The following is a 19467-nucleotide window of genomic DNA, read 5'->3' as shown; positions in this document are numbered from 1 at the left end:
TGAACCATCTTTAGAATATGAAAAAAACATCTTCTTAGAGCGCCTGCCCATGGATTCGAGATTCCTGCAGACCTATGTACATGTGGTGGAACTGGGTTCCATCGCGCAGGCAGCCCGCCACCAGGGGCTGACGCCCGCCACCGTGCAGCAGCGGCTGCGCGCGCTGGAAGCCGACATGGGCAGTGCGCTCATCGCGCGCTCGGGCCGCACCGTCAAGCCCACCGCGGCCGGCACCCGCATCCTGGAACGGGCCCGCAACGTGCTGCGCGATCTGCGCGACCTGCGCTCGGCCGCCACCGAGTCCGACCTGCCCGCCGGCCCGCTGCGCCTGGGCGCCACCCCCACCGCGTTGACCGGCATCATGCCGCCGATGCTGCGCACCTGGGCGGCGCGCCATCCGCAAATCGAGATCTATATCGAACCGGCGCCCACCACCCTGCTCTATGGCAAGGTGCTGGCCGGTGAACTGGATGGCGCGCTGCTGGTGCATCCGATGTTCACCTTGCCGAAATCCTGCGTCTGGCGCGACTTGCGGCGCGAGCCGCTGGTGCTGGTGACACCGGTGGACATGGTGGTGGATGACCCGCTGGCCGTGATCGCGCGAGAGCCCTACATCCGCTACGACCGCAGCGTGGTGGGCGGCCGCATGGCGGACGACTACCTGCGTGCCCGCAACCTGCATCCGCAGGTACGGTTCGAGCTGGACGGCATCGATTCCATCGCCAAGCTGGTATCGGAAGGATTGGGCGTGGCGCTATTGCCCGACTGGGCCACCACGGGTGCTTCGACCGCGCCTGTCATGCGCTGGCCGCTGCCCGCCCCCTGCCCCACGCGCACGGTGGGTGCGATCTGGCCGCGCTCGGGCGTGCGGTCGGAACTGATGCGGGCGTTCGTGGAATTGGCGGAACGCTAGACCGCCCAGTCGCCCTGCAATTGGCCGTCCCGCGCCACGACCTGGCCGCCCGACACCACCAGGCGGCGCGGCGCGCGTTGCGCCACGGCCTCGGCAATACCGCTGGCCTGCACCAGCACCAGGTCGGCCCGGGCGCCCGGCATCAGGCCGTAATCGGCGAAGCCACAGGCGCGGGCCGCACTGGCGCTGACGCATTCAAACGCCCATTGGACTTCGTCGTCACGGCGCAGGTCGTTGCGCAGGCCGATCATCATGGCGCGCGTCAGCATGTCGGGGCTGCCATAGGGCGTCCAGGTATCGCGAATGCCATCGTTGCCGCCAAAAATCGTCACGCCCGCCTCGCGACAGGCGCGCAGCGCGGGCACCGGACGCGACGGCGGCGCCGTGGTCAGTACGGCCACGCCCAACGCGGCCATGCGTTTGAGCAGGCCGTCCAGGCGCTTGGCGTCGACGCCGCCCAGGCAGAAAGCGTGGCTGACGACCACCCGGCCGGCCAGCCCGAGCGCCTGCGTGCGATCCAGAATCAGGTCCAACGTGAAAGCGCCCAGATCGCCCGGCTCGTGCAGATGAATATCGACGGGTTTGCCGTGCTTGTCGGCCAGGCCGAACAATACGTCCAATGACTGCGCCGGATCGCGATCGATGGCGGACGGGTCCAGGCCGCCCAGCACGTCGGCGCCTCGCGCCAACGCCTCGTCCAGCAACGCCGCGGTGCCGGGCCGGACCAGCAGGCCCGACTGCGGAAACGCAACGGTCTGGATTTCCACCCGTCCGGCGAGCGCCTCGCGGGTCTGGTGCACCCCGTCCAGATGACGCAGCCCCGCATCGGTATCGACGTCGACGTGGCTGCGGATGCGGGTGGTGCCTTCGCGCAGGAACGCCAGTGCCAGGGCCCGCGAATGCGTGGCCGCGTCGTGACCGCTGGCGGCGCGCCAGGCGCGCTCGTTGTCGATGCGGTCCGTCAGGGCCGGCCCCACCTGGTTCACGTACCAGGGCGACTCCCAGGTGGTCTTGTCCAGATGGGTATGCCCTTCCACCAGCCCGGGCAGCAGCAGCGCGCCGCCGCCAGCTTCCCGTGGCACGCCAGCGGGCGCTTGCAGGTTGGGGCCAATGCGTTCGATACGGCCGCGGCTGACCAGCACGTCGGCCGCGGTGCCGTCAGGCAGGCGAACGTTGTTCAATAACAGGTCGGTCATGGAAGCGTCCTTGACGCGCGGTGCAGCCGACGCGCGGCGCCAGGGCCGCGCCGGCTCAGGCTTGCAGCGGCGGTTCGATCCAGAAGAAACGCTGCCCCTGGCGAATCATGTCGGCCACGCCTTCGGCGCCGAGGCGATAGTCGGTGCCCATGAGCGTGGCGCCGCCGTCTTCATGGATATGGATGACGGCCAGCGGGTCGGAGGCCATGGTGTACCAGTAGTAACCGGGCTTGAGATCGTGCAGGTCTGTGTTCATGGTTCGAGTATACAAACAACCTTCGGGCGTATTCAAAAAGACACACTATTAACCCTTTGCCTGACATGGCGTCGACGACGCGTCATACTGTTCGTGCGAGGCTTTGTAAAGTCCGCCATGTTGGCACGCGTCGACTCGGCCGCAGCATCATTAGCGCGCAAGCGTTGATCGTGAGGGGAACAGCGAGCGTATGAAAAGGCAGGCACTTCAATTCAGCGAGCCGCTAAAACAAGCCATCCTGGACGGCCACAAGGTGCAAACCCGCCGCATCGTCAAACCGCAGCCCACCAAGCCCACCACCGCCTGGTATGCGGATGCGTCCGATTCGGGTAAATGGGTCGCCATGGGACCCGCCAAAGAAGGCTCGACCGAGTTGCGCAAGACCTCTGCCTGGGTCACTTGCCCCTACGGCAAGTCGGGTGACAGCATCGTTCTCGAAGACGAAACCGGCAAGCCTTTCGCAACGGCTGTCATCGTCGGAGTGCGCATCCAGCGCCTGCAAAAGTTGTCGGACGCGGATGCCCGCGCCGAGGGCACGAAAGCACTGTATCAATCCTCCGCCCTGCTGCCGGGCGTGCCATTGCAAACAGCGTTTGCCTTGACCTGGTGCGAGCGCTACGGTGCCCACGCCTGGGCAGCCAACCCCTGGGTGTGGGTGGTCGAATTCCGTTGCCAGCAACCGAGCGACGCCTGAGGCCTGGCCTGACGCAGGCGTACCGGTGTTGTCAGCATGGGAATCGGCGCTGCCTGATGGTGACTACCTGTAACCCTGTTCCCGCCGTCACGGGCACACGACCGTATTTCAGTCGATTTCAAGCGCGGGTTTACCAGAGCGAGGCCCATCTGCGGCAACGCAGCAAAGTGCAACGCACGCGCTGCCCACCCGTAGCGGATTGTCGCTATTGACGCAGGCCGACTTACCCACGCAGAACCGAAAAGACCGAAAATGGTCTCAACGAATACTTAACTTTGCTGCGTCACGCAGTGGGCAGGTGCAACATGAAAAAATGGCTAATCGCAGGTGTGGGTGCAGCGGGTCTGCTGATCTCCAGCGTCGCATTGGCTCGCGTGGACGTCGGAATCTCCATCGGCGTACCCGGGGTGGTATACCCGGCCCCGGTGTACGTGGCTCCGGCGCCAGTCTATGTTGCACCCGCGCCGGTCTACGCGCCGCCGCCCCCGGTCTACTACCGTCCGGCGCCCGTCTACGTCGCGCCGCCGGTGGTCTACCCGGCCCCGGTGTACATCCGCGGCGGCGGCTACTGGCGCGGCCACGGCCATGGCTATTACCGCGGCCCCGGCCCGGGCTATTACCACGGTCGCGGCGACTGGCGCCGTTGATACCTCGCCGGCCATCCGCGCCGGCGTCCCCCAAAACAAAGGCCACTCTTGCGAGTGGCCTTTTTTCCTGCGGGACAATTTCCGGTGCCCCGCAAAAAGCGTATCAGACCACAAGGGCCTGAGAGAAGCGTGTCAGACCGCGGGGGCCTGAGCGGGTTTGCCTGCCGAGACGACAGGCGGATGCTGCGGCACCGGGACGGGCTTGCCATCAGCCCACCGCGGCGATTCCTGAACAAGATCGATCCAGCGACGCGGCGCACTCGACGCCCGCCACCAGCCATTATGCGGACGCATGAGCAAACTCCGGTTCACCGTTGAAACGCACACCATTGATTTCTTCAAACAATTGCCGGCTTTCCTGTTCTGCTTCGTGCAAGCTTGCGAACGGCGCCTGTCCGGGCACAGTCCAGCATTTTTCCGGTGCGGTTCCGCCTACCCGGCGAGTCCATATCTGCACGCGGAAACCCTGTTCGTCATCCTGAGCCACAGAGCATCTCACACGAAAATCTCCAATCATTCTTGAAGTCATGGACAACTCCTTGTTATATAAGTGAATGAAGCGTGTAGAACGCATGCGTATTGTGCCGTAACTATCCGGCCCTTATATTGAAAATACACAATTGCTCACATCAAAATCAAGCACTCACGCGTTCAGCATAATCTCCCAACACGACAGATTTATGTCGCCATCATAAGCAGGCTGGATTATTCGCAGCATCCGTCGTGTGGCGGATGGCGCCCGCGGGGAAGACGCGACAACGGCTGTCGAGAATAAAAAACGGAGCGCGAAGGCTCCGTTTTCTTATTTCATCCGCTGCCGATCTCAGGGCTTGAGCACCGTCAGGCCGCCCATATAGGGCTGCAAGGCTTGCGGAATCAGGACGCTGCCGTCGGCTTGCTGGTGGTTTTCGAGCACGGCCACCAGCGCGCGGCCCACGGCCAGGCCGGAACCATTCAAGGTGTGCACGTATTCCGGCTTGCCCTGGGCATTGCGGAAACGGGCCTGCATGCGCCGCGCCTGGAAGGTTTCGCAGTTGGATACCGACGAGATCTCGCGCCAGGTGTTTTGCGCCGGCAGCCAGACTTCCAGGTCGTACGTCTTGGCCGAGCCGAAACCCATGTCGCCCGTGCACAGCAGCACCACGCGGTACGGCAGGTCCAGCAGCTGCAATACGCGTTCGGCGTGGCCAACCATGTCTTCGAGCGCGGCGTAGGACTGGTCCGGTTGCGTTATCTGGACCATTTCGACCTTGTCGAACTGGTGCTGGCGGATCATGCCGCGGGTGTCGCGACCGCCGCTGCCGGCTTCGGAACGGAAGCACGGCGTGTGGGCGGTAAGCTTGAGCGGCAGGTCGGCAGCGGCCTGGATGGTGTCGCGCGCCACGCTGGTCAGCGTGATTTCCGAGGTGGAGATCAGGTACTGGTCTTCGCGCACGAAAGGCTTGCCGTGCTCGTCGACCTTGGGATCGTCGTCGCCGCCGCCCTTGGACACGGCGAACATGTCATCCTTGAACTTGGGCAATTGGCCCGTGCCGTAAAGCGTCGAGGCGTTGACGATGTACGGGGTATAGCACTCGGTATAACCGTGGGTACCGGTTTGCAGGTCCAGCATGAACTGCGACAGCGCGCGGTGCAGGCGGGCGATGGGGCCGCGCATGAACGAGAAGCGCGCACCGGACAGCTTGGCGGCCATGTCGAAATCCAGCCCCAGCGGTTCGCCGAGGGCCACGTGGTCGCGGGCTTCGAAGGGCAGCGGCTGCGGATTGCCGTCGGCGCCGGCCGCGGCAGGCAGCCAGCGGCGGACTTCGACGTTGTCGTCGGCCGATTCGCCCAGCGGCACGCTGGTGTGCGGAAGGTTGGGCACCGACATCAGCAGCTCGTTCAGCGGCTGCTGCAAGGAGGCCAGTTCTTCTTCCAGCTGCTTCAGGCGCTCGGGCACGGCTTGCGATTCCGCCATGACGGCGCTGGCGTCTTCGCCCTTGGCCTTGAGCTGACCGATCTGCTTGGCCAGCGCGTTGCGGCGGGCCTGCAGGGATTCGGTTTCGGTCTGGACAGCCTTGCGGCGAGATTCCAGCTCGTTGAACCGTTCCGTGTCGAAGGACACGCCACGGCTCTTGAGGCGGTCTACGACGGTTTGCAGGTCTTTGCGCAGCAGTATCGGGTCTAGCATAGTGGTGTCGGTGAGGTTGCGAGAAGCAACGGGCGGCGCCCGTTACCGTTTCTTGGCACGTTCTTCTGCGTCCAGCTGGCGCAGAAATGCCAACTTTTGCTGGATTTTAGCCTCCAGGCCGCGATCGGTCGGCCGATAGAAGGACGGATTGAGCCCATCGGGGAAATATTGCTCGGCCGCGGCGTAGCCATGGGGCTCGTCGTGGGCATAGCGATAGGCCTTGCCGTGGCCCAACTGCTTCATGAGCTTGGTGGGCGCATTGCGCAGGTGGATGGGCACCGGCGCGCTGCCGTGCTCGGCCGCGAACTTGCGGGCCTGGTTGTAGGCGTTGTAGACGGCGTTGGACTTGGCCGCGCACGCCATGTAGACCACCGCCTGGGCCAGCGCCAGTTCGCCTTCGGGCGAGCCGAGCCGTTCATAGATGTCGGCACCGTTCACCGCCAGGTCGGTGGCGCGCGGGTCGGCCAGGCCGATGTCCTCGACCGCCATGCGCACCAACCGGCGCGACAGGTACTTCGGGTCGGCACCGCCGTCGATCATGCGGCAGAACCAGTACAGCGCAGCATCGGGGTTGGAACCGCGCACCGACTTGTGCAACGCGCTGATCTGGTCGTAGAAGGCATCGCCGCCCTTGTCGAAGCGCCGCAGGTTCTGCGACAGCGAGATCTCCAGCCACTCGGCATCGACCGTGTCGCGGCCGGCGGATTGGGCGGATTCGGCCACCACTTCCACGGCGCTGATGAGGCGGCGCGCGTCGCCGTCGGCCCAGGCCGCGAGTTGTTCGCGCGCGTCGGGCGCGATGTGGATCCTGGCGCCGTCTTCCAGCCCGTCGTTGAGCGCTTCGGCGGCGCGATCGACCAGTTGCTGCAGTTCTTCGGCGGTAAGCGACTGCAGCACGTAGACGCGGGCACGCGACAGCAACGCCGAATTGACCTCGAACGAGGGGTTTTCCGTGGTGGCGCCGATGAAGGTGAACAGACCGCTTTCGACGTAGGGCAGGAAGGCATCCTGCTGCGCCTTGTTGAAGCGGTGCACCTCGTCGACGAACAGGATGGTGCGACGGCCCTGGCCCTGGGCCACCTGGGCCACCGTGACCGCGTCCCGGATGTCCTTGACGCCGCCCAGTACGGCGGAAATGGCGATGAATTGGGCGTCGAAGCCGTCGGCCATCAGGCGCGCCAGCGTGGTCTTGCCCACGCCGGGCGGCCCCCAGAAGATCATGGAGTGCGGACGGCCGGATTCGAAGGCCACACGCAGGGGCTTGTCGGGGCCCAGCAGGTGCGACTGGCCGACCACGTCGGCCAGCGAGCGCGGGCGCAGGCGTTCGGCCAGGGGCACATAGGGCCGATGCGCAGGATCGGCCGCGAAGAGATCGTTGCTCATTGGCAGCAGATGGGGGAAGACGGCAAGGAAATCAAGCCAGTATTACACCATGCCGGACCGGTCGCCTGCGGCGGGTCGGGGGCCGGCCCTGCTGCCGATTTCAGCGCGGCTGTGCCCCTTGCGCCACCGCGCGGCCCGGCTTGCGGGCCGCGTCAGCCGTCAGGCCAGTTGCGGCGCCGCGAAACGGCGGTTGGCCAGCACCGGCAGCACCTTGCGGGCATGTGCCAGGCGTTCCGGGTCGATGTCGGCGAACACCAGGGCCGGGGCCTCGCCGGCCCGGGCCGTGACCACGCCCAGGGGATCCACCACCATGCTGCAGCCGATATTGCGTTCGCCGCATTCGCCGGCAGCGGCGACATAGCAGGTGTTTTCCAGCGCGCGGGCCGTGACCAGCACCTCCCAGTGTTTCTCCTTGAGCGGACCGCGCACCCAGGCCGCCGGCAGCACCAGCAGGTCGGCGCCATCCAGCGCCAGGCGGCGCGCCAGTTCGGGGAAACGCACGTCGTAGCAGGTCATCAGGCCGATTTTCAGGCCGCCGATCTGGAGCAGCGGCGGGATGTCGCTGCCGGGCGTGACGTTGGTGGATTCCTTCATGGTGAAGGCGTCGTACAGGTGCAGTTTGCGGTACTGCGACACGATGCGGCCATCCTGGATCGTGACCAGGGTGTTCCAGACTCGGCCTTCGCCGGTGGGCACGTGCACGCACATCATGGTCGCCAGATCCGAACCCCGGCTGGCCTCGATCAGCCGCGTCATGAAGGGGCCGTCCAGCGGCTGCGCGGCTTTCAGGACGATCTGGGGATCGGTGATGTCGCGCGCCAGGATACCTTCGGGCAACACCAACAGACCGGCGCCGCCCTCGCGGGCGCGGCGCATGAGATCGACACAGACCTGGGCGTTTTCTTCCCAGACGCGGCTGACGGCGAACTGGCCCAAAGCGACTTTCAGCATGACTCTTCCTTGTGTGGGGCGGCGGGCGCGCTGGCCCGTGGATTCCGTGGCGGATTTCCTATTGTCGCGCCAACCGGCCAAACGCACCGCCTACGGGAAACTCCCAACTCCCGCTTGTAAATTCTTTTCACGATAATGAAAAAAAACGGATTTGCCGTAAATATTTTCCATAAGCAGGCGCCCACCATGACCCATTCCTCATCCCCCGCAGCCCCTCTGGACGTCAACGGCAAAGGCCTGGGCGCCTTCCCCGAGGCCTGTACCACCGCCGACGTGGCGGCGCTGAACTGGAACCTGCTGGCCGAAGACGTCAGCCTGCCCGTGGCAGTGCTGTACGAGGCCCGGGTGCGGCACAACCTGCAATGGATGCAGCGCTTCATGGAAGCGTATCGCGTCAAGCTGGCGCCGCACGGCAAGACCACCATGAGCCCGGCGCTGTTCAAGCGCCAGATCGACAACGGCGCCTGGGGCATCACGCTGGCGACCGCCCCGCAGGTGGTCGCCGCCTACCAGCACGGTATCCGCCGGGTGCTGATGGCCAACCAGCTGGTCGGCCGCGCCAATATGGCGCTGATCGCCAAGCTGCTGCGCGACCCCGCCTTCACCTTTTTCTGTATCGTCGATTCGGTCGCCAACGCCGCCCAGCTGGGCCGCTATTTCGGCGAACAGGGCCTGGTACTGCCCGTACTGATCGAGCTGGGCCCGACCGGCGGTCGCACCGGTGTGCGCGACGACGCGCAACTGCAGGCGGTGGTCGAGGAAATCGGCCGCTGGCCCGGCCTGGCCCTGGCCGGCATCGAAGTCTACGAAGGCGTGCTGCAGGAAGAGGCGGCCATCCGCGCGTTCCTGCGCCGCGCCACTGACGCGCTGCGCGGACTGGCCACGGCCGGCCGCTTGCGCAAGCACGGCCCGGCACTGATCTCGGGCGCCGGATCGGCCTGGTTCGACGTGGTGGCCGAGGAGTTCTCGCAGCTGGACATCGGCGCGCCGCTGGAAATCGTGCTGCGCCCGGGCTGCTACCTGTCGCACGACGTGGGCGTCTACCGCTCGGCCGCCGAACGCATCAACGCCCACAACCCCGTGGCCCACAAGATGGAGCCGGGCCTGCAGCCCGCGCTGCAAGTCTGGGCCTACGTGCAATCGCTGCCGGAACCGGGCCACGCCATCGTGGCCATGGGCAAGCGCGACGCCGCCTTCGACGCCGGCCTGCCGACGCCGTCGGTGCACTACCGCCCCGGCCAGCAGGCGCCGCAAGCCGCACCCACGCACTGGAAACTGACCGCCATGATGGACCAGCACGCCTTCATGCAGATCGGCGAGGCGGACGACATCCAGGTCGGCGACATGATCGCCTTCGACATTTCCCACCCCTGCCTGACGTTCGACAAGTGGCGCCAGGTGCTGCTGGTGGACGAGCAGTACCGCGTCACCGACGTGGCCGAGACCTTCTTCTGACGCCCCCTGCCTGACGCCTTTGCGCCAGGCCCCGAGGGGGCATGAAAGAACTCGGGGAACCCGGCGCCTTTTCCGAATTACGCGACAACCTGTTTTTGACCCTCTGGAGAGAGAATCATGAACTTCCGTACCTCCCGGCGAGGCGGTGGGCTGAAGAGCCTGCTCGCGGCCGGCGCAATTGGCTTGACCGCATTGTCGACCCCCGCCCTCTGTGCCACGCCGGTCAAGGGAGGCACGATTTCCGTCGCCACCATCGGTGAGCCGCCGACGCTGGACCCGATGACCAGCACCGCCGATCTGGTGGGGATCCTGACCCAGCACTTCTTCGAAACGCTGTACACCTTCGACGCCAAGTGGAACCTGACCCCGCTGCTGGCCGACAAGATGCCCGACGTGACGCCGGACGGCCTGGTCTACACGATTGCCTTGCGCCAGGGCATCACGTTCCATGACGGTTCCAAGATGGATTCGTCGGACGTGCTGGCCTCGCTCAAGCGCTGGACCGAGACCGCCACCCGCGGCAAGATGGCCGCCAAGGTCATCGCCAACATCGAAGCGCCCGACGCCAACACGATCCGCATCACGCTCAAGCAGCCCTATGCGCCGCTGACCGCGCTGCTGGCGATGAACAACGCCGCCGCCGTGATCATGCCCAAGGGCAAGATCGCCCCGGTGCTGACCGAGATCGTCGGCACCGGCCCCTACCAGCTCAAGGCGCGCGTGCCGGACCAGTACATCCAGCTGACGCGCTTCGAAGGCTACAAGCAGCGCGAAGGCGAGCCCGACGGCTATGGCGGCGCACGCAAGCAATACCTGGACGAAATCCGCTTCGTGCCGGTGGGCAACGCCAACACGCGTTCCGAAGCCGCCGCCGCAGGCCAGTTCGACTACGTCGACTCGCTGCCGGTCGAAGCGCTGGACAAACTCAAGGGCGGCCGTTCCGATCCGGTGATGCTCAAGCCGTTCGGCTGGCCCCGCCTGGTGCTCAACACCAAGCAAGGCATCATGTCCAACCTGGCGGTGCGCCAGGCCGTGCAGCTGGCGCTGAACGAAGAAGACATGCTGTACGCCGCCTTCGGCAACAAAGAGTTCTACAAGCTCAACGGCGACCTGTATCCGGAAGGCTACCCCTGGGCCACGTCGCTGGGCGGCAAGGTCTACAACAAGGCCGACACCGCCGCCGCCAAGAAGCTGCTGGACGGCGCCAACCTGCAAGACAAGAAGATCCGCATCCTGACCAGCCAGCAGTACGAGTTCCATTACAAGATGGCGCTGGTGGCCGCGGAATACCTGAAGGCCGCCGGCTTCACGGTGGACATGCAGGTGGTGGACTGGGCCACGCTGACCCAGCGCCGCCAGGACCCCGCCGTGTGGGACATCTTCATTACCCATAGCGTGTTCCTGCCCGAGCCGGCCTTGATCGACTTCCCGTCCAAGGACGCGCCGGGCTGGTGGGACACGCCGCGCCGTGCGCAGGTGATGGATGCCTTCAACCAGGCCCGCACCCAGGAAGAGCGCGTCAAGCGCTGGGCCGACGTGCAGCAGGCCGTGTACGACGAAGTTCCCTTCGTGAAGGTGGGCGATTTCAACGCCCAGGCCGCGCGCTCGCCGTCGCTGCAAGGCGTCAAGCCCGCCCCGTGGCCGTACTTCTGGAACGCCTGGAAGTCGGCGAAGTAACAGCCGCCCCCGCCAGCCAGGCCCCGGGATGGGCCGACACCGGCCCATCCCGCCCGGCGCCTGCCGTCCGCGCACTGATCTTTAGGATTCCACTGTGTTGCGTTATCTCTTGAACCGGCTGATCGGGCTGGTGGCCGTGATGTTCATCGTCGCGACCATCGTGTTCGTGATCATCCGCGTCACGCCCGGCAACCCCGCGGCCGTGATGCTCGGGCCCCAGGCCAGCCAGGCGGACATCGCCGCGCTGGAACATCAACTGGGGCTGGACCGCCCCCTGCCCGTGCAGTACGTCTCGTGGCTGGGCAAGCTGGTGCAGGGCGACCTGGGCCAGTCCATCTTCATGAACAAGCCGGTGCTGTCGGCGCTGGCCGATCGCGCAGAGCCGACCCTGCTGCTGACGCTGATGTCACTGCTGATCGCCACCGCGATCGCATTGCCGGTGGGCATCTTGTCGGCGGTCAAGCGCGGCACCACGCTGGATCAGTCGGTGCTGTCGTTCTCGATGTTCACGTCCAGCGTGCCCAGTTTCTGGCTGGGCCTGCTGCTGATGCAGCTGTTCTCGGTGAAGCTGGGCTGGCTGCCGGTGTCCGGCTATGGCGGCCCCGATGCCTCGCTGGCGACCCGCGTGTCGCACCTGATCCTGCCTGCCGTGGTGCTGGGCCTGGTGAATTCCGCGCTGATCACCCGCTTCATCCGCGCCAGCATGCTGGACGTGCTGCGCGACGACTACGTGCGCACCGCCCGAGCCAAGGGCCTGCCGGAAAGCAAGGTCATCCTGAAGCACGCCGTGCGCAATGCGCTGATCCCGATCCTGACAGTGCTGGGCTTGACGACCGCCCTGCTGATCAGCGGCGCCGTGGTGACGGAAACCGTGTTCGGCCTGCCTGGCGTAGGCAGCCTGGTGGTGTCGGCCGTGCTGCGCCGCGACTACCCCGTCATCCAGGGCGCGCTGCTGATCATTGCCGCGATCTACGTCCTGATCAATCTGTTCATCGACCTGCTCTACCTGCTGGTCGACCCCCGGGTGCGTTACTAATATGGCCATCGCAACTTCCCCAACTTCCGGCGTCGACCGCTGGCAGGTCTTGCGCCTGCTGGTGGCGCGCAAGACGGTGCTGATCAGCCTGATCGTCATCGTCGTGCTGGTGGCCGCCGCGCTGCTGGCCCCCTGGGTCAGTCCGTTCGATCCCTACAAGCTGTCGATCATGAACCGGCTCAAGGCGCCCAGCGCCACCCACTGGTTCGGCACCGATGACTTCGGCCGCGACGTGTTCAGCCGCGTCATCCACGGCGGCCGCCTGTCGCTGATGGTGGGCTTCTCGGTGGTGATCCTGTCCAGCGTGCTGGGCATTGCCCTGGGCCTGATCGCGGGCTTTTTCCGGTCGGCCGACAAGTTCGTGTCGCGCCTGATCGACGCCATGATGGCGTTTCCCGACATCCTGCTGGCCATCTCGCTGGTGGCCGCGCTGGGCCCGTCGCTGGTGAACGTGGTGATCGCGCTGGGCATCGTGTACACGCCGCGCCTGGCCCGCATCGTGCGTGCCTCGACGCTGGTGATCCGCGAACTGCCGTTCGTGGAGGCCGCCCGCGCGCTGGGCGTCAGCACCTGGCGCATCGTCACGGTGCACGTGCTGCGCAACCTGCTGTCGCCCATCCTGGTGCAGGGCACCTTCATCTTCGCCTACGCGATCCTGGCCGAAGCCGGCCTGTCGTTCCTGGGCGTGGGCGTTTCGCCCGACATTCCCACCTGGGGCACCATGATCAACGCCGGCCAACAGTACATGGGTTCGGCCGACTGGATCATGATCTTCCCCGGCATCGCCATTGTCCTGTCCGTGCTGTCGCTGCAATTGGTCGGCGACGGACTGCGCGACGTCCTCGATCCGCGCCTGCGCAAGGAGCTGTAATCATGACCGCAAGCACCCGAGACGTCGTGCTGTCGGTGGAAGGCCTGAAAACCTGGTTCCACAGCCGCGACGGCATCGCCAAATCGGTCGATGGCGTCACCTTCGACCTGGCCCGTGGCGAAACGCTGGCCATCGTCGGCGAATCCGGCTCCGGCAAGTCCGTGACCAGCCTGTCGATCATGGGCCTCTTGCCCAAGCCGGCGGGCCGCATCGAAGCGGGCAAGATCCGCTTTCGCGACCGCCGCGGACAAGAACATGACCTGGCCCAGGCATCGGCCTCGACCTTGCGCCGCATCCGCGGCGCCGAGATCGCGATGATCTTCCAGGAACCCATGACCAGCCTGAATCCGCTGTACACGGTGGGCGACCAGATCGCCGAGGCCGTGCTGCAGCACGAAGGCGGCTCGCACGCGGCGGCCATGAAACGCGCCCGCGAGATGCTGGACCGCGTCGAGATTCCGGCGGCCGACCGCCGCGTGAACGAGTATCCGCACCAGATGTCGGGCGGCATGCGCCAACGCGTCATGATCGCGCTGGCGCTGGCTTGCAACCCGGCCGTGCTGATCGCGGACGAACCCACCACCGCGCTGGACGTCACGGTGCAGGCGCAGATCCTGGACCTGCTGCGCCGGCTGCAGGCCGAGATGAACATGAGCATCCTGTTCATCACGCACAACCTGGGCGTGGTGGCCGAGATCGCGCATCGCGTGGCCGTCATGTACGCCGGCCGCGTGGTCGAGGACGCCGGGGTCTACGACCTGTTCGAAAAGCCTACCCATCCCTATACCCGCGGCCTGCTCTCGTGCCTGCCGACCGCGGCGCTCCTGGCCTCGGGCGAGCGCCTGCGCGCCATTCCGGGCAACGTGCCCAGCGTGCTGTCGCTGCCCGCCGGCTGTACGTTCGCGCCGCGCTGCGAGCTGGCCGACGACAATTGCCTGCGCGCCGTGCCCGACCTGGTGACGGTGCAGGACCAGCACCGCGCCCGCTGCATCAAGGTGACTCCGCTATGACCGCAAGCCCCCAGCCCATCCGCGCTGCCGACCCGCTGGTGCGCATCGAGGACCTGAAGGTTCATTTCCCTACGTCGCAAGCCCGCAACGCCCCGGTGGTGCGCGCCGTGGACGGCGTCAGCTTCGACGTGCCGCGCAACACCATCGTCGGCCTCGTGGGTGAATCCGGTTCCGGCAAGACCACCACGGGCCGTGCCCTGCTGCGCCTGTTCGCCCCCACCGCCGGCCGCCTGCTGTTCGACGGCCAGGACATCACGAACCTGACCGAAAAGCAGATGCTGCCCTGGCGCCGCCGCATGCAGATCGTGTTCCAGGACCCCTACGCCAGCCTGAACCCGCGCATGACGGTGGCCGAGATCCTGGGCGAAGCGCTGGATACCCACCGCCTGGCCCAGACGCGGCGCGATGCGCGCATCGGCGAATTGCTCGAGCGCGTCGGCCTGAACGCCGACCACAGCCGCCGTTATCCCCACGAGTTCTCGGGCGGCCAGCGCCAGCGCATCGGCATCGCCCGGGCGCTGGCGGTCGAGCCCGACTTCATCGTGGCCGACGAGCCCGTATCGGCGCTGGACGTGTCGGTGCAGGCGCAGGTGCTGAACCTGCTGCAGGACCTGCAGCGCGACCTGGGCCTGACCATGCTGTTCGTGGCGCATGACCTGGCCGTGGTCGACTACCTGTGCGACGAAGTCGTGGTGATGTACCTGGGCCGCGTGATGGAACGCGGGCCGACCAGCGAGGTCTATGCCAGGCCGCGCCACCCCTACACCCGCGCGCTGCTGTCGGCCGCCCCCGTGCCGGATCCGCGCGCACCGCGTTCGCGTATTCTGCTCAAGGGCGACATCCCCAGCCCGGTCAACCCGCCGTCGGGATGCGTATTCCGCACCCGCTGCCCGCACGCCATCGAGGCCTGCGCCACCACCGAAGCGCGCGACGTCAATGTCGGGCCAGGTCACTTCGCGGCCTGTTCGCGCCTCGGCGACCCCGAGCTGGCCGCGTAGGGGCACACGCCCGCCCGAATCGATCCAGGAATTGCACATGAACATCATCCGCGACATCGTCTTCCAGATCCGCAGCCGCCGGGACGACCTGAGCGTGACCGAGCGCAAGGTGGCCGACGCCATCCTGGACAACATCATCTGGAGCGCCAGCGCCACCGTCGACCAGCTGGCGGCCAAGGCCGGCGTCAGCATCGCCACGATCTCGCGCTTTGCCCGCACGGTCGGCTGCGACGACACCCGTGACCTGAAGATGAAACTGGCCCAGGCCAGCACCGTGGGCAGCCGCTTCCTGGACCAGAATGCCCCGGCCGAGGAAAGCACCTTTTACGCACGCATCTACGCCGACATCGAAAGCACGCTGCGCGCCCACCTGCCAACCTTCACCGAGCCGCTGTTCGAGGCCGCCGCGTCCATCGTCGACGGGGCCCGCATGATCTACGTGTTCGGCATGGGCGGCGCATCGGCCGTGCTGGCGCAGGAAGTGCAGTCGCGCCTGGTGCGCCTGGGTTACCCCATTGCCGTCTACAGCGACGCCGTGCTGCTGCGCATGGTCGCCGCCACGCTGGACGAACGCGACGCGGTGCTGGTCCTGTCGGCCTCCGGCCTGACCCCGGAAATCATCGGCGCTGCCCGCATCGTCAAGCAGTACCGTGCGCGCCTGGTCGCCATCACCGACGCCACCTCCGAGCTGGCCCAGCTTGCCGACGTGGTGCTGCCGATCCGCACGGACGAAACCGACTTCATCTACAAACCCTCGGCGTCGCGCTACGCGATGATGCTGGCCATCGACCTGTTGTCCACCGAACTGGCCATGCTGAACCAAGAAGAAAACCGCGAACGCCTGCGCCGCATCAAGCTGGCGCTGGACGAACACCGCGGCGGCCCCAACCGGCTGCCGCTGGGCGATTGAACCTGGAAACCATGATGTACGACACCCTCATAGGCAACGTCCGCGTGCTCGACGGCTCGGGCGGCGCCGACTACGTCGCCAGCGTTGCGCTGGCCGACGGCCGCATCGCCGCCATCGGCGACCTGCCCGGCGCCCAGGCGCGCCAGGTCATCGACGGCACCGGCCTGGCGCTGGCCCCCGGCTTCATCGACGTCCACACCCACGACGACACCAACGTCATCCGCACCCCCGGCATGCTGCCCAAGCTGTCGCAGGGCGTGACCACCGTGGTCGTGGGCAACTGCGGCATCAGCGCCTCGCCCGTCTCGCTGCGCGGCGATCCGCCTGACCCGATGAACCTCCTGGGCCAGCGCGACGACTTTGCCTACCCCACCTTTGCGGCCTACACCCGCGCCATCGAAGCCGCCAAGCCCGCCGTGAACGTGGCCGCGCTGGTGGGCCACACCGCCCTGCGCAACAACCACATGGACCGCCTGGACCGCGCGGCCACCCGCGACGAAGTCCTGGCCATGCGCGAACAACTGCGCGACGCCCTGGCGCACGGCGCCATCGGCCTGAGCACCGGCCTGGCCTATGGCTCGGCCATCGAAGCCGACACCGCCGAAGTCAAATTGCTGGCCGAGGCCCTGGACGAATTCGGCGCGCTCTACACCACCCACCTGCGCTCGGAATTCGCCGCCATCCTGGAAGCCATGCAAGAGGCCTTCGACATCGCCCTGCACGCCCGCGTGCCGGTCGTGGTGTCGCACCTGAAATGCGCCGGCGCCGGCAACTGGGGCCGCACCAGGGAAGTGCTGTTCAAGCTGGAAAACGCCGGCCGCCTGCAACACGTGGGCTGCGACTGCTACCCCTATTCCGCCAGCTCGTCCACGCTGGACCTGAAGCAAGTCACCGACGAATTCGACATCGACATCACCTGGTCCGTGCCGCACCCTGAACAGGCGCGCCGCAAACTCGCCGCCATCGCCGCCGACTGGGGTGTCAGCCTGCTCGAAGCCGCCCAGCGCCTGCAACCGGCCGGCGCGGTCTATCACAACATGCACGAAGACGACGTGCGCCGCGTGCTATCGCACCGCCTGACCATGGTCGGCTCAGACGGCCTGCCCAACGACCCCATGCCGCACCCGCGCCTGTGGGGCGCCTTTCCCCGCGTGCTCGGCCACTACAGCCGCGATGTCGGCCTCTTTCCCCTGGCCGAAGCCGTGCACAAGATGACCGGCCTGTCCGCCGCCCGCTTCGGCCTGGCCGAACGCGGCCTGATCCGCCAGGGCTTTCACGCCGACCTGGTGCTGTTCAACCCCGACACCATCATCGACCGCGCCACCTTCGCCGCCCCCGTCCAGACCGCTGCCGGCATCGAAGCCGTCTGGGTCAACGGCGCCCTGTCCTATCACCAGGGCCAGCCCACCGGCGACCGCGCCGGCCGCTGGCTGCCCCGCAACGGCGACCTGCGCGCAAGCTTCGCCGCCTCCACTCCCTCTTCCACCCAGGAGCCCACATGAGCAATGCCCCCACCCCCGACAACAACGGCATCACCCGCTACGGCGTCGCCGGCGGCACCGGCCAAGGCGGCTCCCACATGCCCTTCGCCCGCGCCGTCGCCGCCGACGGCTGGCTCTACGTCTCGGGCCAGGTCCCCATGGAAAACGGCGAAGTCATCGAAGGCGGCACCGTCGCCCAATGCCACAAAGCCATCCAGCAAGTCCTGGCCATCCTGCAAGAAGCCGGCTACGGCCCCGAACACGTCGTCCGCTGCGGCGTCTGGCTGGACGACGCCCGCGACTTCCCGTCGTTCAACAAGGTGTTCAAGGAATACTTCGGCAACAACCCGCCCGCACGCGCCTGCGTGCAGTCCCCCCTGATGGTGGACGCCAAGGTAGAAATAGACTGTGTAGCGTATAAGCGCCCGTGACCTGAGCCTCACGCTGCGCAAGCGCGCAGCGCCAACGCCACGACGCAGCACACTGCCGAAGCCCCAAAAGGCCGCCCGCGCGGCCGGCCTGGGGCAAGCGACGCAAACCTCTCCCCATCCCCCCGGCCTGACAACGCCCCAATTCTCCGAAGACGTAGCCCGTCACGGGTTGGGCGTAGGGGTGCGCGCCGTTAGATGCGCCCGAGGGAATTCGAAGATACCGTCTTGGCCGTCAAGTAGAAAAAGCGTAATCAGGCCTGTAAGGCTGCCGCGTCTTGAGCACGCCGAAGCACAGATGCACCACTTTTCGCATGCAGGCGCCCAGGGCCGACATCTTGCTCTTGCCCGCGGCCAGCAGTCGTTGATACAACGCCCGCACATGGGGGTTGTGCTTGGACGCAACGACGCCAGCCATGTATGCCAACGCCCGTACGTCCGCAGGACCGGCCTTGGACATGCGGCTACGGCCGCGCAGCGACGTGCCAGACTGTCTCTGCACCGGCACCAAGCCCAGATACGCCGCCAGATCCTCTGCACACTTGAAGTGGTGGGTATGCATCACCCGCAGCATGGTTCTGGTCATTTTCGGCCCCACCCCGGGTATGGTCGCCAACAACCTGGCGTCTTCCTTCAAGTCAGGATGCCGGTCGATATGGTCGTCGATGGCCTTCTCCAGGCGAGCGATCTCCTTGCCGTAAAAGCTCAGCGTGTCGCTGATCGAACGTTCCACCAGCTCCGAGGGCGAGCTGGCCTCGATCTTCTCCTGGCGGTTCATCGTGCGCAGCCGATCCTTGGACAACGCTTCCAGTTGGGTAATCAAGGCACGCAGCTCGCGCACATGGGCCGGCGGGGGCTGCCAGACGGGCGGCTTCATCGCCACGCCATAACGGGCCAACACCACGCTATCGAGTGCGTCGGTCTTGGACCGCATCGCCAACGCCCGACTGAAGTCGTGCACGTTGGCCGGGTTGGCCACCGACACCGTCAGCCCGCCATCATGCAGCGTCGTCGCGGCTTGCTCGTGATAGGGCCCTGTGGCTTCCAACACGGCGTGAACCTGGTCAGCCGCGGCGCCATGCTTGGCGCACCACCGGACTAGGTCGTGCACCCCGTCCCGGCTATTAGGGACAACCTTGCTTTTGCGCTTGTCGTTCTCTGGATCCAGCAGCAACGTGCAGTCCAGCTTCAGCTTGGAGACATCAATACCCAGATAGATCATCGTCATACCCTCCATACAAAGAAAGTATGCCAACTGCGCCCACTTACCTTGTGCATGCAGGGTCAAGCCCTAGGCTACCGTCCAGTGTCCGCGATGGCGTCAGAGGTGAGAGACAGGGGTTTAGTCTTCAGAACAGGGTCAGGCACCTAAGGGAGCCGCAGAAACTCAC

General features: G+C 66.2%; 19 protein-coding genes. 12 read left to right on the top strand and 7 right to left on the bottom strand.

Translation table 11 applies throughout. From position 1 onward, the window contains the following. Nucleotides 1–49 precede the first annotated feature (49 nt). Entirely contained in the window at nucleotides 50–913 is an 864-nt protein-coding gene (locus tag ACUDP5_RS05460; protein WP_263910271.1) for a LysR family transcriptional regulator, read from the top strand. On the opposite strand, the gene ACUDP5_RS05455 is transcribed toward ACUDP5_RS05460, so the two are convergent. After that, nucleotides 910–2109: an amidohydrolase family protein gene (locus ACUDP5_RS05455; RefSeq protein ID WP_263910270.1), complete on the bottom strand. Its 1200-nt coding sequence runs from the start codon at nucleotides 2107–2109 to the stop codon at nucleotides 910–912. The genes ACUDP5_RS05460 and ACUDP5_RS05455 overlap by 4 nt on opposite strands. A 55-nt stretch (nucleotides 2110–2164) precedes the next feature. Further along, nucleotides 2165–2365, bottom strand: coding sequence for a hypothetical protein (locus tag ACUDP5_RS05450; protein ID WP_263910269.1), 201 nt, complete (start codon nucleotides 2363–2365; stop codon nucleotides 2165–2167). A gap of 190 nt (nucleotides 2366–2555) precedes the next feature. On the opposite strand from ACUDP5_RS05450, the gene ACUDP5_RS05445 reads away from it, so the two are divergent. Then, nucleotides 2556–3059, top strand: coding sequence for an ASCH domain-containing protein (locus ACUDP5_RS05445; RefSeq protein ID WP_263910268.1), 504 nt, complete (start codon nucleotides 2556–2558; stop codon nucleotides 3057–3059). Between the two features lie 305 nt (nucleotides 3060–3364). Next, nucleotides 3365–3706, top strand: coding sequence for a virulence factor (locus tag ACUDP5_RS05440; protein ID WP_025136912.1), 342 nt, complete (start codon nucleotides 3365–3367; stop codon nucleotides 3704–3706). Between the two features lie 280 nt (nucleotides 3707–3986). On the opposite strand, the gene ACUDP5_RS05435 is transcribed toward ACUDP5_RS05440, so the two are convergent. The 4 genes from ACUDP5_RS05435 to ACUDP5_RS05420 form a co-directional block, all read right to left on the bottom strand. Beyond that, nucleotides 3987–4235: a hypothetical protein gene (locus ACUDP5_RS05435; protein ID WP_082380555.1), complete on the bottom strand. Its 249-nt coding sequence runs from the start codon at nucleotides 4233–4235 to the stop codon at nucleotides 3987–3989. Between the two features lie 294 nt (nucleotides 4236–4529). Beyond that, on the bottom strand, nucleotides 4530–5876 hold the full coding sequence (gene serS / locus ACUDP5_RS05430; protein ID WP_263910267.1) for a serine--tRNA ligase: 1347 nt from the start codon (nucleotides 5874–5876) through the stop codon (nucleotides 4530–4532). 42 nt (nucleotides 5877–5918) lie between these two features. Then, nucleotides 5919–7259 carry a replication-associated recombination protein A gene (locus tag ACUDP5_RS05425; protein ID WP_263910266.1) on the bottom strand — a complete coding sequence of 447 codons (1341 nt, stop codon included), beginning with the start codon at nucleotides 7257–7259 and terminating at the stop codon, nucleotides 5919–5921. Nucleotides 7260–7418: 159 nt separating this feature from the next. Continuing rightward, entirely contained in the window at nucleotides 7419–8210 is a 792-nt protein-coding gene (locus ACUDP5_RS05420; protein ID WP_445658308.1) for a deaminated glutathione amidase, read from the bottom strand. 186 nt (nucleotides 8211–8396) lie between these two features. Here ACUDP5_RS05420 and ACUDP5_RS05415 point away from each other — a divergent pair, with 186 nt between their 5' ends. From ACUDP5_RS05415 to ACUDP5_RS05375, 9 genes are all read left to right on the top strand, one after another. Beyond that, nucleotides 8397–9665, top strand: coding sequence for an amino acid deaminase (locus ACUDP5_RS05415; RefSeq protein ID WP_445658307.1), 1269 nt, complete (start codon nucleotides 8397–8399; stop codon nucleotides 9663–9665). A 117-nt stretch (nucleotides 9666–9782) separates the two neighbouring features. Further along, on the top strand, nucleotides 9783–11342 hold the full coding sequence (locus ACUDP5_RS05410; RefSeq protein WP_445658306.1) for an ABC transporter substrate-binding protein: 1560 nt from the start codon (nucleotides 9783–9785) through the stop codon (nucleotides 11340–11342). A 94-nt stretch (nucleotides 11343–11436) separates the two neighbouring features. Then, entirely contained in the window at nucleotides 11437–12378 is a 942-nt protein-coding gene (locus ACUDP5_RS05405) for an ABC transporter permease (RefSeq protein WP_025136906.1), read from the top strand. 1 nt (nucleotide 12379) lies between these two features. Then, on the top strand, nucleotides 12380–13249 hold the full coding sequence (locus ACUDP5_RS05400; RefSeq protein ID WP_025136905.1) for an ABC transporter permease: 870 nt from the start codon (nucleotides 12380–12382) through the stop codon (nucleotides 13247–13249). 2 nt (nucleotides 13250–13251) lie between these two features. Continuing rightward, nucleotides 13252–14259 (top strand): ABC transporter ATP-binding protein, encoded by a 1008-nt coding sequence (locus tag ACUDP5_RS05395; protein WP_263910262.1) that lies wholly within the window; start codon nucleotides 13252–13254, stop codon nucleotides 14257–14259. Further along, nucleotides 14256–15257 carry an ABC transporter ATP-binding protein gene (locus tag ACUDP5_RS05390; RefSeq protein ID WP_263910261.1) on the top strand — a complete coding sequence of 334 codons (1002 nt, stop codon included), beginning with the start codon at nucleotides 14256–14258 and terminating at the stop codon, nucleotides 15255–15257. Before ACUDP5_RS05395 ends, ACUDP5_RS05390 begins: the two co-directional genes overlap by 4 nt. Before the next feature lie 37 nt (nucleotides 15258–15294). Beyond that, complete coding sequence (locus tag ACUDP5_RS05385; RefSeq protein WP_445658305.1) at nucleotides 15295–16167, top strand: MurR/RpiR family transcriptional regulator; 873 nt, start codon at nucleotides 15295–15297, stop codon at nucleotides 16165–16167. A gap of 14 nt (nucleotides 16168–16181) precedes the next feature. Next, the gene (locus tag ACUDP5_RS05380; RefSeq protein ID WP_263910259.1) at nucleotides 16182–17669 is read left to right on the top strand and encodes a D-aminoacylase; all 1488 of its coding nucleotides are present in this window, start codon (nucleotides 16182–16184) and stop codon (nucleotides 17667–17669) included. Beyond that, complete coding sequence (locus ACUDP5_RS05375) at nucleotides 17666–18079, top strand: RidA family protein (protein WP_445658304.1); 414 nt, start codon at nucleotides 17666–17668, stop codon at nucleotides 18077–18079. The genes ACUDP5_RS05380 and ACUDP5_RS05375 overlap by 4 nt, the downstream gene beginning before the upstream one ends. Before the next feature lie 232 nt (nucleotides 18080–18311). Here ACUDP5_RS05375 and ACUDP5_RS05370 read toward each other — a convergent pair whose 3' ends face one another. Then, entirely contained in the window at nucleotides 18312–19298 is a 987-nt protein-coding gene (locus tag ACUDP5_RS05370) for an IS110 family transposase (protein WP_445659133.1), read from the bottom strand. Nucleotides 19299–19467: the final 169 nt, after the last annotated feature.

The organism is Achromobacter sp. NCFB-sbj8-Ac1-l, assembly GCF_052695805.1.
The sequence above is the reverse complement of the archived record's forward strand: the minus strand, read 5'-3'. Positions and strand labels throughout refer to the sequence as shown.

Excerpts from the sequence above, each read along its gene's own strand:
- ACUDP5_RS05410 (WP_445658306.1), top strand. The coding sequence starts at position 9,783 with ATGAACTTCCGTACCTCCCGGCGAGGCGGTGGGCTGAAGAGCCTGCTC.
- ACUDP5_RS05435 (WP_082380555.1), bottom strand. The coding sequence starts at position 4,235 with ATGACTTCAAGAATGATTGGAGATTTTCGTGTGAGATGCTCTGTGGCT.
- ACUDP5_RS05390 (WP_263910261.1), top strand. The coding sequence starts at position 14,256 with ATGACCGCAAGCCCCCAGCCCATCCGCGCTGCCGACCCGCTGGTGCGC.
- ACUDP5_RS05450 (WP_263910269.1), bottom strand. The coding sequence starts at position 2,365 with ATGAACACAGACCTGCACGATCTCAAGCCCGGTTACTACTGGTACACC.
- ACUDP5_RS05460 (WP_263910271.1), top strand. The coding sequence starts at position 50 with ATGGATTCGAGATTCCTGCAGACCTATGTACATGTGGTGGAACTGGGT.
- ACUDP5_RS05375 (WP_445658304.1), top strand. The coding sequence starts at position 17,666 with ATGAGCAATGCCCCCACCCCCGACAACAACGGCATCACCCGCTACGGC.
- ACUDP5_RS05445 (WP_263910268.1), top strand. The coding sequence starts at position 2,556 with ATGAAAAGGCAGGCACTTCAATTCAGCGAGCCGCTAAAACAAGCCATC.
- ACUDP5_RS05380 (WP_263910259.1), top strand. The coding sequence starts at position 16,182 with ATGTACGACACCCTCATAGGCAACGTCCGCGTGCTCGACGGCTCGGGC.
- ACUDP5_RS05455 (WP_263910270.1), bottom strand. The coding sequence starts at position 2,109 with ATGACCGACCTGTTATTGAACAACGTTCGCCTGCCTGACGGCACCGCG.
- ACUDP5_RS05425 (WP_263910266.1), bottom strand. The coding sequence starts at position 7,259 with ATGAGCAACGATCTCTTCGCGGCCGATCCTGCGCATCGGCCCTATGTG.
- ACUDP5_RS05385 (WP_445658305.1), top strand. The coding sequence starts at position 15,295 with ATGAACATCATCCGCGACATCGTCTTCCAGATCCGCAGCCGCCGGGAC.
- ACUDP5_RS05415 (WP_445658307.1), top strand. The coding sequence starts at position 8,397 with ATGACCCATTCCTCATCCCCCGCAGCCCCTCTGGACGTCAACGGCAAA.
- ACUDP5_RS05370 (WP_445659133.1), bottom strand. The coding sequence starts at position 19,298 with ATGATCTATCTGGGTATTGATGTCTCCAAGCTGAAGCTGGACTGCACG.
- ACUDP5_RS05440 (WP_025136912.1), top strand. The coding sequence starts at position 3,365 with ATGAAAAAATGGCTAATCGCAGGTGTGGGTGCAGCGGGTCTGCTGATC.
- ACUDP5_RS05395 (WP_263910262.1), top strand. The coding sequence starts at position 13,252 with ATGACCGCAAGCACCCGAGACGTCGTGCTGTCGGTGGAAGGCCTGAAA.
- ACUDP5_RS05420 (WP_445658308.1), bottom strand. The coding sequence starts at position 8,210 with ATGCTGAAAGTCGCTTTGGGCCAGTTCGCCGTCAGCCGCGTCTGGGAA.
- serS (WP_263910267.1), bottom strand. The coding sequence starts at position 5,876 with ATGCTAGACCCGATACTGCTGCGCAAAGACCTGCAAACCGTCGTAGAC.
- ACUDP5_RS05400 (WP_025136905.1), top strand. The coding sequence starts at position 12,380 with ATGGCCATCGCAACTTCCCCAACTTCCGGCGTCGACCGCTGGCAGGTC.